This window comes from Paenibacillus rhizosphaerae (genome assembly GCF_014192015.1).
Taxonomy (GTDB): domain Bacteria; phylum Bacillota; class Bacilli; order Paenibacillales; family Paenibacillaceae; genus Paenibacillus_AQ; species Paenibacillus_AQ rhizosphaerae.
The window spans coordinates 18384-35961 of sequence record NZ_JACHXJ010000012.1 but is presented as its reverse complement, the minus strand read 5'-3'; the positions used below and the strand labels follow the sequence as shown (position 1 = coordinate 35961).

The window sequence follows — 17578 nt, the reverse complement described above, 5'->3', positions numbered from 1 at the left end:
CTTTCGGGTCGAATGGTAAATACATATGTAGCATGGCTCGGTCAATTTGCTTCAACCAATGAATAAATTTTTCATAGATTGTCCACCCTGAAAAATAGGGGAGGCGATCGTGTTATGTATGGTTTGGGCAAAAACAGGTCCTTGCTTGGCCGATATCTTGACAGGAACAAAATTAAACAGGATTGGCTGGCGAAGGAAGCCGGTTTAAGCAGAAATGTAATAGGCAGGTTATGTGATGGGGAAAGAAGCGACGATAAAATTCAAGTACGATCTAAGGTATTGGTAATTTCAGCACTTCGTAAAAACGGGCACGACGTTCGAGCTGCGGATTTTTGGGAATAAAAAAAGGACCTCCGATCATTCCGGAAGTCCTTTTATGCTTTGCAATAAGTCAAACGGTTAGGATCACCCTTATACAGCTAGGAGACCATGAATTTGAACTTGTAAAATACCTTTTCCATTTTGCCCTTACTAAATCACGGCAAATTCATATGATAGCAACGTACCTTATAGATCAAGGAGGTAATGACATGGGCGAAGTAGGCGGCTTTGGCGGTCTTGGAACAAGCGTGGCAGCTATATTAGTGCTGTTTATCTTGTTGGTAATTATCACAAAATCGTTCTTCTAAGAATCTTTCCATTGGACCCCGTGGAAACGACTGCGGGGTCTAATTTCGGGTCTTCTTTACCTTTGTATGAACTATGACCACGTCTCTTCCTCGTTCCCCGTCTTTCCACTATAACGGTGGGAATGTGGAATTCTCCCGTTTACTGTTGTGAAACCTTCAAAGTAATGATAGTGCCCTCCACTTGGTAATGGAATCGCTGGTCCTGTTGTTCCGCGAATCAAATGCGCATGTTGGTCATCAACCGTGGTCTCTACATAATAGTTATGCACATGCTGGATACCACTTGGAGCTGGTTCTGTTTTTCCGGCATAGCGATGAAAGTGCCCTACATCGAAGGATGTTTCCCCTGAAAAAGGATGAACGTGCATTTTAACCGGCCTTCCATCCCAACTAGTAATAAACAGCATGTGATCATGTTCGGAATCGGAACCGGATCCACTATTTGAATGGATTATCAAACCGGTTATTGGTATTTCCATCAAGCATTATCCCTTCCGTTCTAGTTATAATCAAAACAGATATTTAAAAAAGTATTTCTTTCTTGTTCACTTTGACGCCTGACAACGATTTCTCAAACATATCGAGTATAAATAAGAACCGTTCTGCTTCACGGAATACATGATCAGCCAATAACGGATGAATAATACTTTTAATTCGGCATTCCGCTATTAAATCACGAGCTGTCTTTTTGAAATCCCGTAGCGATGTAACCGAGACCCGGTTTTCATCAACAAACTGACTTAATAAAGGAATGGTTTGAGACTGGGGGCGCATAGAACTCAAATCCAATGCTTGATACAAGAGGGTGTCAAATTCCTGGCTAAATTCTCTGGCTTGTTCTACAAGCTTCCGCTCGGAGGGATCGAGCAAGTGCCCGATAAATTTCGCATGGTCCGCCATGATTTTTAAGAAAAATACATTCTCATCAATGATTGCATCATGTACAGGCTCTAATCTTCCAGAGTTAAGTTCGTCAAGACGATTTCTGAAATAATTTGCCTCCCTGCTAATATGATCTACAAGTAGTGGGAAATTGTTCTGGCCAGGAAGTTTACACTGTAATATCAGTCCAAGGACCTTTCTTTTAAAAGCCCAAATATGTGCCGCTGCACTATAAACTTCTTTATTAAATTCTCTGATTGTCTGTGGATCAGTTTCTACAGAAAATGCATGTGCCCTTCGTTCTATATCATCAAATTGAGCTTGGAATTGGTTGGCTTCATTTATTAATTGCGTGTCTTCACATCTAAAACCCAACCTAAGAAATAATGAATGTTCTTTCATTATTCGTGACCAAAAGCGAATTTCGTCTAAAGATCTGACTACAAACGGATCAGACAAGTAAACACCTCCGTTACGTTATGATTACAGACCAGAAATTCGGCCAAAATCAATCTGAACTCAATATATGGTGTTTGCTTGTTCCAATATGCACGAAATGCAATTGGACAAAATACTAATTTTGAAGGCGTAAATAACATAGTTTTCCTCAAAATGACAAAAAAAGGACCTCCGATCGATCCGGAAGTCCTTTTGCTTTATGTACTGGCTGCGATGATATCGCTGAATTTAATCCATTCCCATTCATCTTGGGCTATGCTTAACTTGATCTCTTTACGAAAAGTATTAATCACCGTCACGAATCCTGTAAGGTCCCGGGTACTAAAAGGGTCAAACACGGTTAGTGTCACCTTGACATGGTCGTTAAATGAATTCTGAAGAGCCTGCCCGATCAGCTGCCACTCCTGCTCATCGATGACCGGCTTCGTCTCGATCTTCACACCCATTTGATGGGCCAGAATCGCGCTTTTATGCTGCGGCAACATCATCCGTGAACTGTCAAACAATCCGTTATCGGTTAGTTTCTTGCTCATGGTTTTTTTACCCTCCTCAATACATGGTCCAGTAATCTGCCCCGCGGCTTATGTTAGGGCTCTTGGTAGGGGCCGTCCCTCTCTCCCACGCCTCCAAAATCACAATGTTCTCTACTGACGATTTGTTTTCCCACTGGACATACTCCTGTTTTTCTAGCTCCTTAAGTGACTGAATAATTTGATCCTTGCGCTTGCCGGCCATAGTCTCAAGCTGCTCCATGTTCGGCATTTTATTGTGCCGGGTCAGATAATTACTGAGGATCCGCAACATTTTTCGTTCAGAATCCGCAAGCATTCAAACCCCTCCTTGCAAACATCTGTTCCTGTATTATACCCAAACAAATGTTCGATAATCAATGTAAAAAAAAGCCACTGGCTGTTTTTTGAATCGGTGGTTTTATTTTTATGATATAGTTGTAAAAATTACTGTTTTTGCTACAAATAAGGAGTGTTTTCATGAGAAGATTTGCTACGTTCTTACTAAGTGTAATAATTAGCGTAATTGTTTGCTATTCGCTTGCAGCAGTATTAGGAGAAAGTGGTACTGGAGATACAGGCCTTATTGTTTCATTATTAATTACAATCTCACTTCAAATATCATTCTTAACCGTTGTCTGCATTTTTAAAAAGCAATAGCAAAAAATTACTCGTTATACGAATGCTTTCTTTTATTAGTGATGCGACTGAGGAAATCAATGAAATCTAAATTTAGACGGATTCATAATTAAATGAATCGCAATTCCAGTAGTTCCCGCCCCTATAACGATTTCATGAGCGCTATAATCGGTTTGGGGGTGTTCTTTTGTTCATTGAACCTATGTTACTCGCAACTGCACCGAGTCCCTTTTCCCACTCGGATTATATATTCGAACCCAAAGTCGACGGTCACCGGCTCATATATTCCCAGCAATCCGGGGTTATCCGGCTGTACACCCGGCACAATAACGACTGCACCCGGCAGTACCCAGAACTACATTTTCCCTTCGACGACGATATTATATTGGACGGAGAGATTGCATGCGTCGATCCAGCCACCGGTATATCGGACTTTGAGGCAGTCATGACTCGGTTCCAGGCCAAGAAGGCAGACATGATAGATCGATTGCAACGAACTCTTCCTGTCACGTTCGTCGTCTTTGATATTCTGCAATATAAAGGGCGCGACCTCCGCAAGCTGCCGCTGACGGAGCGCAAGGCAATTCTCAGCAGTCTGACATTGCCGGGCCCATCTTTCGGTGTAGTTCCCTTTATTGAAGGCGCCGGAGAGGAGCTTTTCGAACAGGTGAGAGCCTGGGGGATGGAGGGCATGGTCGGAAAACGTAAAAATAGCCGGTACGTCAGCCGCCGGTCGGACGCATGGCAGAAGGTTATAAATTGGTCGTATGCTGAGGTATTTATCACAGGGTATCGTAAAGATGAGCTCGGATGGCTCACGGCCGTCCTGGATGGATCCGGAAAGCTCCGGCCAACTGGGATCATTGAGCACGGACCGGGGCCGAAGGAAAAGAAGGCTTTCTATGGGGTTAGCAAAGGAATTGTTTCAGGTGAGGACAAGAACTTTGTTTACCTTGAGCCGCTGATCCGCGCCGAGGTAAAAATGAGGAACTGGACCAAGGCAGGGCTGCTGCGCAGTCCAGTGTTCACACGATTTATAGTTTAACCCAGCAATGGAGCAGTTTGCCGTTGGCAACTGCTCCATTTTTCGTTAAGCTAATGGGCGGTTTAGCGCAGCCAAGATATTTGAGAATAAGATACGGTTCAACACGTAGACCATGTCTGCTCACTACTTTTCTTTAATTTTTTTCGAATGAAATAGCGCTAAAAATTTAAGCCCATCCTTACTAGTTCGTGCCTGATCGTACTTGATACCTGTTGCCTTATAGGTTTCCATTAGACCATAACGCATTAACTTTGGAGCTACGTTGTAGAACAGGAATATCCTCGTCTCCGTTGTATGTCTGCTATTGGATACGCCCGTAGCTAGTTCATTTTCAAATGTTATGAACAGACTCAATAAATTAATCTCTTTGCGACCAGTTGCTTCAGCCAGTTGACTATCCAATTTAACATTTTCCTTTAATAAAAGGCCTTTTAATTCTGTATATGCTAAGCCATTAAAAGTTTCATCAATTTTTAGCTTATCTTGAACTTTTTGAAGTTCATCTCTTAGTTTATCGTTTTCTTTCCTAAGTTTCATATTTTCCTCAGCGTATGTAACAACATTAGGGACATCCTTACCAGAAACCCAACCCGATAGGTCCTCCCGTCTTTCAATTTCCCTTAATGATTTGAAGATACTAAGCTCAATATCTCTGCTGTCATCTATAGCACTAACTAATTTTGACGAGAACAAACCATCCCTGAAGTCTTTATATTTTTGGGGGTGAGTAAGCTCCTGAACGTTCTGAAACCCTATTTCTTCAATTTTTGATTGTAATGATTTGTCGCTTAATACAACTGCAAACCGTGGCTTTCCAATCTCGCCTGCATAATCATATTCCCAATGTGTGTAGCTCTTCGACCCATCTGGTAGCATAGATCCATACCGCCCGCCAAGGATTAGCATATAAGCATCCGATTCTTCGATCCATCTTTTAATTATATCTTGTTGGGACTCATCTCCTGCTGTAAATAACTCCATACCAGCAGGGATGTGCCCAGCATTTAATATCGCTTTGACAGCTGTCTGCCTCTCTGGTATTAGATCTGTATAAGTTGATGACACAAAAATTTGGAGTTTCTTCTTCATAATGTCTCCTTTTTGAGTTTTGATAGAACACTATAACATTAGTTCAGAATACAATTCATTACAATATTGCCCCTTACTTGCGATAAGGTTCACCGTGTAATTATCTTACAATTTATCCATATTGAATACACTTGATTAATCATTGAACTTACGGGGAAACGTTAATTCAAGAAGAAAGAAGCAATTCGCCGGCGGCAACTGTTCCTTTCTTGAATTAAGCTAAGGTCATGGTAATTTATCTATGAATTTAGTCAGGGGGTATTTAGTTTAGACCGCATATTTAAACGTGCAGGCTTCGCGTACATAGAATTCATCGCCGATTTTTACAGCGAAATCTGTAATTTCAACAATTTTCCCGCTGCCGATCATTTCTTGGCCGGTAAAGACGGCCACCGGGATTTGCTCTATCATAGCTGTATGGAAATGGATCGGGGAAGTCAGGGGCTTCATAAATCTGCTGTTCATCGCATTTCACTCCCTAAATATAAATCGAAACAAAAAAACCGCCAAAAAGGACGGCCGTGATGACACTGGTAGCTACTAATTTATATATGTATTTAAGTGCTATATCACGCTTCCAGTTTTTTAATAATTAACTTAACATGAAAATAGTAGTTACAATCAACACCGAAATAATTAACAAATAATTTCTGGTGTCAGGAGCTAATTTTTTTATTTTAGGACCAATTATTTGGCGGTGTACTACAAATAATAAAATTAAGTCTGCTATTGCTAGAGGCACCATAAGACCCATTCTACCGTCGATTCTCAGTATTAATTTTTTTTCAATAAAATTCAAAACACATAATCCTAATAATAAGTAAATAACATTTCTAAGTACCTCAAAAAGAACACCACTTACTGTTTTAATTATGATAATCACCTCTCTTTAAGTAAGTCTCATTATACATTAAATGGCCAGAGTTGACACTTTTTATCCACCTGCCCATTCCCGAAATTTTACCATATTCCCACAAGGAATGGTTAAAACAAAAAAGGCCGCCCAAAAAGACGGCCGGGAGAGGAGCAGATCCTTTTTCGAATAAAGCGATTGGACCACATCATCTTAATCCTTTTTCATCACCCGGATACGAAATCTGTTCCAACACCCAAGGTTTTCCCTTTTCTTGACTATAAGTTGAAAAATACTCTTTGTCCTTTTCGATCAAATTCCAGACCATAGGTTCCCTAACAATAATTTTCATCGGATCTTTTTCTTCCGAATTGTATGGATTATAGGCCATAATCCAAGCTTCCTTATAGTCACTGGAGGTTTCTTTATCAATAACCTTGATATACGAGCTTGCCGATGTATATGATCCATCTCTATGGTGAGTACAACCCACTAGTGCTAAAACAAAAATGGTAAGAAGTAAACCCACTTTCTTCATGTTTGCCCCCCATTCCATACAATACATTCAACCGGAGTAGCAATTGCTCTAATTATGAAACAGCCATTACCCAAAACCAAGTTTAGTGTGGGGAAATTTAGGAGTCAACAAAAAAATAAGGATCCTGCCAGCGCGTAGCCGGCAGGATCTTCTCGTTTCTATTTAAGGTCCTCTTTCTCAATTTGCAGCAGGCGAGTTTCCAGGTCCTTAATCTCCTGTGTATTGCCGGATATCAACTTCAGCAAATTGGTCCGCAGCCGGTTGAAAATGACTGCTCCCTCTTCCCGCGTCATGGTAGCTCCTGGGCGCGTTCCATCAACATAGCCGTTTTGGGTCATCGCTTCCCAGGCATCGGCAGCCCAATCACTTACTTGGTTAATATCTCGTTCCTGTGTCACTGGCTTCTCCTCCATTCGCTCGAGTTCCAGATATTTAGCGATCCCAGCAACATGACCATCGATTAAAGCGTTAATGACTTCTTGACGTTTCAGTTTGGATGCATCGGATGCTACATCGATAAAGAGGTTTTCCGTCAACACAGCCGGCATTTTGCTCTCACGGCACATGTGGAGGTTTGCAGCCTTTTGGTTGCGATCGATGACACCAAATGGTTTAAGCCGTGACATGATTTCCGTGTGTAGTAAGTTTTGAAAAGCAGCAGAAGCAACTGACGCCGAAGTATACCGATAAGTCTCAAAGCCACCAGAGCCTCCACCAGCGTTACAATGGATGCTAACAAGGATATCTGCACCGGCTGCATTTGCCTTATCAGTTCGGTCCTTCAATTCAAGGAACACATCTGTGCTGCGGGATAAAAAGACTTGCACACCATCATATTTGGATTCCAATTGTCTTTTGACTGCAAGCGATAACTCAAGCACAACGTTCTTTTCTTGCAATCCGTTAGCAGATGCGCCCGGATCCTTACCGCCATGCCCTGCATCAATCCATACCTTTTTCATTCTGGTCAGCTCCAATCTGGGCCTGCTTCACAACCTGATGGCCAAACACAGCAAAGGCGCCGGCAAGGATACCCTGTATGACCGCCTCAGAGGTCCAGCCCAGCATCCAGACTGTGAGCACAACGGCCAAAATCAGTACAATATAAACGATACTCCAATTAGGTACCAGTGGTGTGTGTTTAAGTACATATCCAATCACCCAACATACGGCCACCACAATAAGCAGCTTAGGGTCAATCAATTGCCAAATCATATTCCAATCCATTTTTCATCAACCTTTCAATTTTATTATCCAATAAATTTAATTGCAGCGACGATAACACCAATTACGATTGTGATTACAGAACCGCTAACTGTTCTCCAAAGCCATTTCTGGCCGTCTTCAATTTTGTCCAACCGGTGATGAGCTGATTTGGCCGATTGCATGGCCTCTCTAGCCAAATCCCTGGTCGCTTCAAGCGTCGCGGTTAATGTCGGTACAGTTTCAAGTGTCTTCTCAATCCGGGCTAACTGGATCTGTATATCTACCAGCGCTTTTGTGGTTTCCTCCAACTCACTCACCCTTTCTTCTGGCACATCATTTCCCCCTTTGATCAATATCAATAAAAGATGCCCCCCGGACCACTCCCGAGGGCATAAAAATAGCGCTCCGTTTTTCGGAACGCTTTAGGCTGCTGTGCCAGTTATCACTTCAGTAACGACTTCTTTCAGGTTGAAAAGCTTCGGCACCTGCTCAAGTTTGTAATCGCCATTCATCACTAGGCCGACCCAAATCTTTACAAGACCACTGTCCTTTGTGTATGTCATGAAATTCACCTCCTTCCTAGCCTGCCATTACAGCGGCCAAGGTCATCGTTAGATCGGCAATGGCCTGCTTAAGCTCTGCATTTTCTTGCTGCAAAGCGGAAACCCTCGTTTCAAACGTTTCACGAAGGATGTAATCATAATACAGTTCCTTAGTTTCCAGGTTAACCCGGAGATAGGCGTCCATGTTCGGGATGTTCTCCCGCTCAGGATAGGTTAGGTCCTCCGTATAGAAACTATCCTCCGTGGGTTCTTCATAAATAGGATTCTGAACAATCATTGTAACGTTCCCGGTCGTATCCGAGATTTTTTCATATTTAACAAGGAATTTCATTTGAAGCACCTCCATCACATTAGTATACCAATTCCCTTGATATAGGCATCCCCGTTAATGGTGTTTGATCCGGCATTTCTAGGATTGTAAATATTATACCTAACAGAAATAACCCGCGGTCCATACCCGCCTGATAGATTCGACCACCCATTTTGGACTGTATTAGTTGAACCATATGAATATCTCCAACGCATATTCACTAAATCAACTTCGAGCATCGGGATATAAAGATAACTGTACCCGCCATTACTTGACGAATAAGCGGACAAAGTTGCTGATTCTGAAGACCCGTCCGGTGTTCGTATGGATAGAGATACGCTTAGATATTCGCCAGCATCTGAAAACGTCCCTGTATACGCCCTAAGAAACGTAACATCACCATTATCAGCAGGTAATAACGTGAAGGTTTTTCCTGCTGGAACGGTGATCATGTCTGTATAAGTAAGACCATTCCTGAAATAGCTGTCAGATAAATTGTAATACGTCCGTGATCCTGTGTTGATCTGCCCGATCTTCGTTGCTAGTTGAGCGTTTGTATCTGACGAGCCCGCCGCGACTCCCTTAGCTACAATGGCCGCTATGATGGCGTTTCGATCTGCTGTAGTTAGACGCTCTAAGACACCCTGTATTCCGAAAAGGCTCACATCTTTCGGAAAGTTACCAGAGATAAGGTCAGCATCCCCCAGGATCGTAATCGCGCCATCGTAAATACCGGCGGGCTTCACGATGTTCGATGTGCCTGGGGTTACGGTTTGAGCACCAGTCGCCTGCGTCACTAGCGTGCCCGTCACTTTTGCCGCGCCTTTATAGGCTGTTTTCCCTGAACGGATATCGCCCGCAGCAGCCGTTGCATCTGCCGTGAACCCGGCGGGAATACTCTTTACTCCCGTAACCAACTCATCATATGTCGGTACCCCATCCCCGTCCGCGTCCGCTACCGTCCCTTTCACGCCAGTGATGGCATCGCGGACCTTACCTTTTCCTTCACTGGCTGATGTAAAAGCCGCATCGGCCCGATCATATGCCGCTTTTACGGCCTTTGGCGTGGCTGCCATAGACTCGGACGTGCTATTCGTTGCGCTGGATAGCTGAACTTTCCCCTTCTCTGTGAGCGAGGCATCCGGAATATCCGGGTCCAGGCCAGCAAGGGCCTCATCTAATTCGTCATGCGTAACATAAGCGAGATTTTGATCGATGGTCAACGTGACGTTTGAGGCCGTCCCTACGTAAACCAACATATCAATTGTCTTATTGACCACATCCCCTGTGTTCGTCGGCGGGATATAGTCTGCTGTGTCACCGGCATTGGCGTACCAGTACAGGATCTCTCCCTCGTCTGGGTCCAAGGCGTACAGACCGAGCTCCCGAAAGTAAAAACCCGTCGCAACATCCTGATTAGAAAGAACAAACCCGACCATCGCCTGATCCGGCGGGTTCATCTTCAACCGACTTACCTCAACCGTTTTTTTTGGGCTTACCACGTTTATGAGTGTCGCGATTGACTGCCCGGCAAGTTGGCCGTCACCCAGCACGAACTTGGTGTATTTCAGCTGCGACCCTGCTTGTGCCTTTGCCTGCAGCACTCTCCCTTTATTGGTTAATCCCTTAGCTCCAAATGATGACATTTTTTCACCCCTACCTGATAATGATGTGTTCATTGACGACCATGCCGGTCCCGAAATAAAGCTGCAAAGATTCGGTTTGTGACAGGATAACCTCTTCCAGGTGTGCGCTTAGGCGCTTGACCGATTCAATCGCTCTGTAAAACTCCTGTGCGCGTTCCAGTGTTACAGCCGGGTTGTTCGTGATTACCCGAAACCGCCCTGGCTGCCCGTTGTACTCAAACCATTCCTCGACCTTCCCTTCCCCGAATAGGATGGTGATCAGGTCCTCGATCGCCGCGGGCGTCCCTTTCCGCCGATGGAATTTGAATGCGTTCTTTACAAGCTCGCGCTTCTGCTCGATCGGCAGCGTAGGGTCGTAAAAGTCGACGTGGAATTGCCAAGCCAGCTCGTCGGCTTCCTCGTCGGTCAACTCGTCAAGCCGGGAGAAGAGCGGCAGCTTGTACATCTCGTCAACGGCCACCCGGACTTGTTCGTCCAGCGCTTCCGCGATCGCGATCACCTCGGGATCGTATTTAATGCTCGTCGGCAGCAAGTCGAGCAGGGACATGTTTCTCACGTCAGTCATCGGCCAACCCTCCATAGGTGATATTTACGTTGCCCTCTTGAGCTACCTGCAGCTCGGACACCTCGATGTTCGTGGGTGCCGATACATCGACCCGCAGCGCCCCGGCCGACTTCACACGCCAAATAAGCTCCGATGGGTTAATGTCCCGCCCGAGCTTTGATTTTTGCCATAGCCTATATTCGTCGATAGCCTTGTTGACGGCCGCCTGGATCGTCGTCTCCGCCGCCACATTAGATGATGAAATGTAATAGGTCAGGGTGATATCGTAGGGCACCACCTCCGGCGCCTGCACGGTTACGTGGTCAGTGAGCGGCCGGACTGCCCGGTCATTCACGGCGGCGCTGACCTGATAAATGATGTCCTGGGTCGGCAACTCGCCGCCCTGCAGCAATGGTATGACCAGCACCTCGCGATCTGCCGGGGAGACAGCGGCCACGTCGATGATCGCTGGGCTGGCCGTCTTGGCCCAGTAGATGTATCCCTCCCGCGGCCCCGCTGCGCTAAAGCTTTCCGGCGCCAGGCGTATTCGCGTCCTTAATGCCTCATCAGATTCGACGTCCGCGCCGCCGGCACTCTCCGTCACATTGACTGCGCTCTGCACATACGGGAGTGGGTCCATGATCGTGTTTACCTGCCCAGGGATGAATCCATTCCCGGCTGTCCCTGTCACACTGGCAGCGGCAGAAATGTCCTTGACCGTGCCCCCTGCCGGAATCACGGCCGCCTCCGTCGTCGAGAAGTACATGGCGCCCCCGCTATTCTGGACACCCACCCGCGTCCCGGCCGGAATTGTCTGGGGAGAGGTCAGAGGCATCGACAAAGTAAATCGAATGGTCGTACGCGCCGCCTCCGCGTCGAGTCGGTATACATTATAAAAAGCGCCCAAATGTTCGAGCGCCCCGCCTCTTGCGTATTTCAGCAGATCCCCTTTCTTCACCTGGTCGATGAGAACCCGCAGCTGAATAATTTCGTCCACCAAAGCCAACATGAAAATCCGGTCCGGATCCGCCCGGTTCATCGTCCTGCCCGTCTTCGCTTCGATCGACGTGAGCACCGCGTCCTTGATGCTCTGGACCTGTTGGTCGGTGAATTGGATATCCGGTAAATTCACGAATTCCATCAGCCGGCCACCTCCTCTGTCAGCACAAATTTAATTGTGGGTATTAGCCTGGTCGATCCCCAGTTTAGGGTGATGTCAGTTACCGTCGCGCGCGGCTCGAATTCCTCAATAGCCGACTGGATGTTCACCTGCAGCAGGGCGCCCGCCGCCGGTAGCGCCTGGTCTATGACAACAGGGTCAACCCCAAGAGCCCGATCCAAGGGGCAGGTGCCGATCACGGTCGTGCAAATCAGGCGGATATTCTGTTTCACCGACTCCACCCCCGTCATGCCGAACTTAATTTCGGTGGAATCCACGGTAACCGTGTACGATGTCGTCATACGTATTCCTCCAATGTGAGCGAATAGGTCGCGCTGATCAGGTTGCCCCGGTTATCGAGCGTTTCCCAGTTTTGGGTCATGCTTGTGATCTTCACCCGATCCACGCCCATTCCTTTACCGCCTACTGTAAATTTCATGACTTTTCCCTCCCGGCTGTATTGAACCAGTTTATCCACCTCAGCCCGGGGATTCAGACCCAGCCTCGCGTCCACTCGGACCGTCAAGTCGAAGGTATCAAGCCCCGGACCGAGGAACTGACTGCGCGGCTTTTTGTGGATGATTTCATTATTGGCCCATCGATCATTCGAGGTCCGAGTGAGCCCTTCAAATGTCCGGACCTTGTATGATGTCACGATAAACACGATGTCGCCCAGGACGCCAACGCCATCAGGTAATGCCATATCCGTGCCTCCTCATTCAATGTTTGCGGCAGTTACATTCCCGGTTACAGCGAGGTCTCCGTCAATCTTTGCACCGCTTGACACAGTCACACGTCCGGTCACCGTGAGATCTCCGTCTATTTGTACACCGCTGGCCGCCTTGACCATCAACTTTTGCTGGGCCCGGTCGAAATAGACGTAGCTGCCGTCCTCGAAATAAACGCCTTGCTGGTCGGATGTACCCGGGACAGTGTCGGGTATGACGCCCAGGCATACCCCGTTACTCAGTCCGTTTCCAAGCATCAGACATACGACGGTGTCGCCTTCCTTCGGCATCCCGTTTCCCGCCCCGAATCCACCGGCGAAGATTACCGGAATGTCCCGGGTCACCGTGTTCTGCCGGTCTTGAAAAGTCACGGTGAGCGTACCCGTCTCATGATCAACGGTTGAGCATTCACCGATCTTGACCAACTCCGCGAGTAAATTAGCCGCCATTACCATCCCAACACCTTTCTAATTTGAATGTCCGTCGCATAAGCGCTCGTAGCATCAATGTTATGGTTTGCGTTCTCGATGATGTACTTCCCGTCAAAATAGCCCCAGCCTTTGATCTCGATGGTCTGACCGGCTGCAATGCTGGTATTTCCCTCGAGCGTGATCCGGGCTAAGCCGGACTTCTTGTTCTGCTCACGGAGTCGATTTTTCGCCAGCCGGTTCGCCTCGGAGACAGTGTCTACTTGTTCATTCACACGAAGCACCGGGAGGCTAACTGCTTTGGGGAGCTTATACGACCCTTTGATCGTCTTGGACTTGGAGGTCTTGGTCTTGGGTGCTGTGTACACGACCTCGCACGAACCATACGCCGCGCTCTCGCTGTTCATTTCGAATGAATAATCCAACACATTCGATATGCCAAGTTCGATCGGCATGACCGGATCCTTTTTCTCGTACGTTTCTTCGTCAAACATGATCAATTTCGAGCCGCTCACCTTCAGCGTAATCCCTTCCCGCTGGGCGAGGTCGAGCAAGAATTCAAAGTCCGTTTGCTCCGTCTGGTCCAACCTGTCATAGGTCGGGTTCGAAGATGATTCATACACCAGCTTCAACTTCGCACGATTGGCAATCTCTATGGCCACCGTTTGAAGCTTGATCTTTTCCCAGGACTTCGACCGTTTCTCTTGTTTGGAGGAATTCCCCTCCACGGGCAGAGCGCTTGCTTCCATCGTGACCACCCTGCCTGCATAGGTGAAGGATTTGAGATAGAACTTGCCACACGGCAGCTTCTTCTTTTCACCCGCCTTGTCCCAGTGCCATGTCACGATTTCAGCCTTGATTTCATCGCCGATGACCGGGACCCAGCCTTTGATCCAGCGGCCTTCCCGATCATCAAGATTAATTGTGATGTCGTCGGCCTGACCGGAGTATCCGTCGTTGTAGGCGAAGCTCATGAGATAATCCTGAAGGTCTTCATCTTTAACCTTCACGCCATTGAAAAAAAGAGAGAGGAAGGCGTACCGCCCATTTTCCACTAGGCTGGTCATACGTCTTCCTCCCTTCTCCACGGAGGCAATATATCAGCTGCTTGAATCACGACATCAGGGATATTCAGAATGATTCCCGTCGGAAAGATCACGATCTCAGCATAGTCGGGATTGGCCTGCATGAGCGGCGTCATGAACTCCTCGGTGCCCGCGATCTTATAGGCTATCCCGTCCCAGGTATCGCCCTGGATCGTTCTGTACGTACTCATTGTGCAAGGTTTCTCCTTTGCTGCTGCCGCTGGTACGCGGCCATTTTTTGCTCCCATCGTTTCTGGTCGTCATTTAATACCGAACGGATCACTTTCTCATCGGCATTGCCTTGGATCGTGATTTGAGGATTATAAACGAAACTGCCGCCGCCAGCAGGGGAGATACCCAGCGCCTCACCAGCAGCTGCATACAGCCCTCTGGAACGCTTGGAATTATTGACCGGGATGACGAACTCGTCGTCTCCGCCCTCGCCGATCCATGCCAGGGTTGGGCGAGTCACAAGGTCACCTTCTGCATATGCTGCGGGCTGGACGCCAGCAACCTTTATGCCGACATTTGCTTTGCCGCCAAGTGATTTCTGAGCAGCCTGGATGGCATCAAACCCGGCCTGCTTCCAAACGACGGAAAGGTCGATTTGCTTTGAGAGAGGCAGATCATCCATCTCGGAGTTTAGAGTCTGAATATCTCTCATTGCCTGGTCGAACCGTTTTTTCTCGGAGTCGCTAAGCTTAGCATATTTTGCCGCTTGGCTTTCGATCGTTTGCCCGCCCAAATCATGCAACTCGATAAGCTTCAATTGAGCATCATACGTTTCCTGATAGCTCTTTTTTGCCTCTTCCATGTCGCTTTGGGCAGCGTTAACCTTTTCCCTAGCCTTATCATATGTTTTGATAAAATCAGCAAGGTCAAATTCGAGAGTCCCGAGTTTATCCGTGTAATCCCTACCCGTTTGGCTTCGGATTTTATCGGCCAGTGCAGAAAGCTGTTTGGCTTGTTCTTCACTACCATCAGACGTTGAACTAAGGATTAAGTCCCGCTCATTGATGTATGCTTTATATTGCTCGCGGGATTTGAGCGCATCCATATATGCCTGATCATACGATTTGACGCTCTTTTCAAGGTCTTTGTACTCTTCCACCAACTGAGGTAACTGATCCTGCTTATCCATCACCTCGGATTCGAGATCACGGCGGGCCATTTCCTGTTGAGTTTGGTTGAGCTTATCCAGATATCCGAGCTGGTCCCTGAAGCTATCCTTTTTGGCGTCTTCTGCCTTTAGGATTTCGGGGTTAAGGTCAATCAGTTCTTTCTCCACATCGGCCAGCTTTCGGCGGGCTTCAGTCAACTCGTTTGCGGGGGTTTTCGTGTTGTTGATCTTTTCGGTCAACCGGTCGTACTCACGGATCAGGTTCTGCGTCCGCTTTGCTTGATGGTCAACGGCGCCATAATCATCAAAGGACTTTTGCAGCGTATCCCCCATGTTCAATAGGGCCTGCCGCGCCTCTTCCTGGTGATGTTTATAGGCAATGACGCCCGTTGTGATCAATCCGAGAGCGCCGACGGCAATTCCCACCGGATTGGTCATAAACGTAAGAGCTCTGCCGAATTTGCTGACCCCGTTCGTCGTGTCGAATAGCGATTTGCCGACCTTGGCGAAATCCTTGCCCATCAAGTAGACATTTCTGGTCAGCATGGCTGCCGGTACGCCGAGGGCCAGGTTCTTGACCAGATCCTTGTTGTCGGAAGCCCAATGAGCCACGTTGTTGAGCGCCGGCATAACGTCCTCGCCGATCGGAATAACCAGGTTTGTCATGAGCTCCCGGCCAAGCCCCTGCAGTTCCTTCTTCACGCTGGTGTATTTGACATTGGAAATCTGCTGCATGGTATCGAGAGTTTTGTCATACTCGCCATTGATATCCTGAAGAGAGTCGACAGCCGCACCCTTAAGGTCCTCGTACTGAGTACCAAACAACTCGACAGCGAGTTGGTTTCTGTACTGCTTGTCATCAATCTGATCGAGCTTTTTGATGATCTCATTCAAGGCATCTTTAGCTTGCAGAGACCCGTTTGATAAACCGCTGAGTATCCGACCGCTATCACCCATCATTTCGGTGATTGCAGCGGCAGCCGTCGAGTATTTCTTGGCTGATCCATTCAGGTCTTTAACCAAATCGTTAGCCGTATCTTTGTCGACATGTTTTAGGAGTTGGGCAAACTCTTTGGTCTTAGCTCCACCCTTTTTAAGGGCAGTAATAAAGTCCTCTATCCCGTCAGAAGCAAACAACGCCGACAAACTATCGTTGACATTTTTGTCTCCGCTGCGGATCCGGATATTGAATTCCTTCAGCAAATCCCCCATTTTATCTGCGTTAAAGGTCCCGTTTTTCAACCCAGAGTCCAATATGCTGAACATTTGCTCAGCACTGTACCCCGCATCTTTAAAATGGACGGAGTACTCATTCAAGGTATCGAGGAGGTCATCAGAACGGTTCAGCCCCCGCTGGCTGCCTTGAGCAATCAAGTTGAATGCTTGGTCTGCCGTAACCCCCATATTCCTCATAAGTGCGTCAATGGTACGGACAGACTCGTTCACGTCATATCCGAAGGTATCCCGCAGAATGAGCGCGTTCTTTGTCGCCTGCTCCAGCGCATCCCCGGCCAGTCCGGTAACCTGACGGACATTTACTAGGGAGTCGGCTATATCATCGAACCCCTCACCGTAATTGCTGTTGTAAATGTCCTGGATTGTATCCTTGAACTGGGCCATCTCCTGCTGCGTGGCCCCCGTCGCCGCACCCATCTGGTGAACAGAGTCGTCCAGCGCGCCGACCTCGCTGATCATGTTGGAGAACATATCACCGACTTGAGTGATAATAGCGTGTGCTCCTGTGAACTGCAGCGTCTTTTCGAATACCTCACCGAATTCCTTGACGTCCTCCCGCAGCTCGTGGAATGCGCCCTGTGCTTCCTCCGCGTCCTGGGTGATCTTCCGGAATCCCTTCGTCCGCTGCAGGCTGTTGAAGTCCCGGCCGAGCTCTGTGACATCCTTGGAAAGCGAGTCAAACGTCCGCGATAGTCGGGGGTCAATGTCGCCATTGAGCTCGAATGACATCTCATATTTTTTTGGCATCGGTTAACCCCCTTCCTTCGCCGCCTCTTTAATCTCGTTACGTTTTTTCACGAAACTGTTCCGCGCCTTCAGCCATTTCCTCAGCTCCCGGATGGATCGGGACATGTATTCGACCGGAGAGCCCCCGGCCTCAGCGATCACAAAGCAGATTTCCATCAGCTCA

At 47.4% G+C, this 17578-nt stretch carries 24 protein-coding genes; 3 read left to right on the top strand and 21 right to left on the bottom strand.

Features of this window, described 5'->3' with window-relative positions:
• Positions 1–530: 530 nt before the first annotated feature.
• A complete protein-coding gene (locus FHS19_RS33705) occupies positions 531–629 on the top strand; it encodes a sporulation protein YjcZ (RefSeq protein ID WP_145156462.1) in 99 nt (32 codons plus the stop codon).
• 71 nt (positions 630–700) lie between these two features.
• Here FHS19_RS33705 and FHS19_RS33700 read toward each other — a convergent pair whose 3' ends face one another.
• The 4 genes from FHS19_RS33700 to FHS19_RS33685 form a co-directional block, all read right to left on the bottom strand.
• On the bottom strand, positions 701–1108 hold the full coding sequence (locus FHS19_RS33700) for a YmaF family protein (protein ID WP_183587723.1): 408 nt from the start codon (positions 1106–1108) through the stop codon (positions 701–703).
• Positions 1109–1151: 43 nt separating this feature from the next.
• Positions 1152–1970, bottom strand: a complete 819-nt coding sequence (locus FHS19_RS33695) for a DUF2935 domain-containing protein (protein WP_183587721.1) — start codon at positions 1968–1970, stop codon at positions 1152–1154.
• 197 nt (positions 1971–2167) lie between these two features.
• Positions 2168–2503, bottom strand: a complete 336-nt coding sequence (locus FHS19_RS33690; protein ID WP_183587719.1) for a YolD-like family protein — start codon at positions 2501–2503, stop codon at positions 2168–2170.
• Positions 2504–2519: 16 nt separating this feature from the next.
• Positions 2520–2798, bottom strand: coding sequence for a hypothetical protein (locus FHS19_RS33685; protein ID WP_183587717.1), 279 nt, complete (start codon positions 2796–2798; stop codon positions 2520–2522).
• Positions 2799–3305: 507 nt separating this feature from the next.
• Here FHS19_RS33685 and FHS19_RS33680 point away from each other — a divergent pair.
• The gene (locus FHS19_RS33680; RefSeq protein WP_183587715.1) at positions 3306–4163 is read left to right on the top strand and encodes an ATP-dependent DNA ligase; all 858 of its coding nucleotides are present in this window, start codon (positions 3306–3308) and stop codon (positions 4161–4163) included.
• Between the two features lie 123 nt (positions 4164–4286).
• On the opposite strand, the gene FHS19_RS33675 is transcribed toward FHS19_RS33680, so the two are convergent.
• The 17 genes from FHS19_RS33675 to FHS19_RS33595 form a co-directional block, all read right to left on the bottom strand.
• Entirely contained in the window at positions 4287–5252 is a 966-nt protein-coding gene (locus FHS19_RS33675) for a DUF4062 domain-containing protein (RefSeq protein WP_183587713.1), read from the bottom strand.
• 267 nt (positions 5253–5519) lie between these two features.
• Positions 5520–5717: a hypothetical protein gene (locus FHS19_RS33670; RefSeq protein WP_246426957.1), complete on the bottom strand. Its 198-nt coding sequence runs from the start codon at positions 5715–5717 to the stop codon at positions 5520–5522.
• Positions 5718–6313: 596 nt separating this feature from the next.
• Positions 6314–6643, bottom strand: a complete 330-nt coding sequence (locus FHS19_RS33665) for a hypothetical protein (RefSeq protein ID WP_183587711.1) — start codon at positions 6641–6643, stop codon at positions 6314–6316.
• Positions 6644–6801: 158 nt separating this feature from the next.
• A complete protein-coding gene (locus FHS19_RS33660) occupies positions 6802–7605 on the bottom strand; it encodes an N-acetylmuramoyl-L-alanine amidase (RefSeq protein WP_183587709.1) in 804 nt (267 codons plus the stop codon).
• On the bottom strand, positions 7586–7870 hold the full coding sequence (locus FHS19_RS33655) for a phage holin family protein (RefSeq protein WP_183587707.1): 285 nt from the start codon (positions 7868–7870) through the stop codon (positions 7586–7588). Before FHS19_RS33655 ends, FHS19_RS33660 begins: the two co-directional genes overlap by 20 nt.
• Before the next feature lie 23 nt (positions 7871–7893).
• Complete coding sequence (locus FHS19_RS33650) at positions 7894–8208, bottom strand: hemolysin XhlA family protein (RefSeq protein WP_246426956.1); 315 nt, start codon at positions 8206–8208, stop codon at positions 7894–7896.
• Positions 8209–8271: 63 nt separating this feature from the next.
• Positions 8272–8412, bottom strand: a complete 141-nt coding sequence (locus tag FHS19_RS33645; protein WP_183587705.1) for a hypothetical protein — start codon at positions 8410–8412, stop codon at positions 8272–8274.
• Positions 8413–8428: 16 nt separating this feature from the next.
• Positions 8429–8743, bottom strand: a complete 315-nt coding sequence (locus tag FHS19_RS33640; protein WP_183587704.1) for a hypothetical protein — start codon at positions 8741–8743, stop codon at positions 8429–8431.
• Positions 8744–8757: 14 nt separating this feature from the next.
• The gene (locus tag FHS19_RS33635) at positions 8758–10368 is read right to left on the bottom strand and encodes a phage tail protein (protein ID WP_183587702.1); all 1611 of its coding nucleotides are present in this window, start codon (positions 10366–10368) and stop codon (positions 8758–8760) included.
• A gap of 10 nt (positions 10369–10378) precedes the next feature.
• On the bottom strand, positions 10379–10933 hold the full coding sequence (locus FHS19_RS33630; protein WP_183587700.1) for a phage tail protein I: 555 nt from the start codon (positions 10931–10933) through the stop codon (positions 10379–10381).
• Positions 10926–12053, bottom strand: a complete 1128-nt coding sequence (locus FHS19_RS33625; RefSeq protein ID WP_183587698.1) for a baseplate assembly protein — start codon at positions 12051–12053, stop codon at positions 10926–10928. Before FHS19_RS33625 ends, FHS19_RS33630 begins: the two co-directional genes overlap by 8 nt.
• Positions 12053–12373, bottom strand: coding sequence for a GPW/gp25 family protein (locus FHS19_RS33620; RefSeq protein ID WP_183587696.1), 321 nt, complete (start codon positions 12371–12373; stop codon positions 12053–12055). Before FHS19_RS33620 ends, FHS19_RS33625 begins: the two co-directional genes overlap by 1 nt.
• A complete protein-coding gene (locus FHS19_RS33615) occupies positions 12370–12774 on the bottom strand; it encodes a phage tail protein (RefSeq protein WP_183587694.1) in 405 nt (134 codons plus the stop codon). The genes FHS19_RS33620 and FHS19_RS33615 overlap by 4 nt, the downstream gene beginning before the upstream one ends.
• 12 nt (positions 12775–12786) lie before the next feature.
• Complete coding sequence (locus FHS19_RS33610; protein WP_183587692.1) at positions 12787–13248, bottom strand: phage baseplate assembly protein V; 462 nt, start codon at positions 13246–13248, stop codon at positions 12787–12789.
• On the bottom strand, positions 13248–14294 hold the full coding sequence (locus FHS19_RS33605) for a phage late control D family protein (RefSeq protein WP_183587690.1): 1047 nt from the start codon (positions 14292–14294) through the stop codon (positions 13248–13250). Before FHS19_RS33605 ends, FHS19_RS33610 begins: the two co-directional genes overlap by 1 nt.
• Complete coding sequence (locus FHS19_RS33600; RefSeq protein WP_183587688.1) at positions 14291–14503, bottom strand: tail protein X; 213 nt, start codon at positions 14501–14503, stop codon at positions 14291–14293. The genes FHS19_RS33605 and FHS19_RS33600 overlap by 4 nt, the downstream gene beginning before the upstream one ends.
• Positions 14500–17127: a phage tail tape measure protein gene (locus FHS19_RS33595; protein WP_183587686.1), complete on the bottom strand. Its 2628-nt coding sequence runs from the start codon at positions 17125–17127 to the stop codon at positions 14500–14502. Before FHS19_RS33595 ends, FHS19_RS33600 begins: the two co-directional genes overlap by 4 nt.
• Before the next feature lie 21 nt (positions 17128–17148).
• Here FHS19_RS33595 and FHS19_RS33590 point away from each other — a divergent pair, with 21 nt between their 5' ends.
• The gene (locus FHS19_RS33590; RefSeq protein ID WP_183587684.1) at positions 17149–17361 is read left to right on the top strand and encodes a hypothetical protein; all 213 of its coding nucleotides are present in this window, start codon (positions 17149–17151) and stop codon (positions 17359–17361) included.
• The last annotated feature ends 217 nt before the right edge of the window (positions 17362–17578 follow it).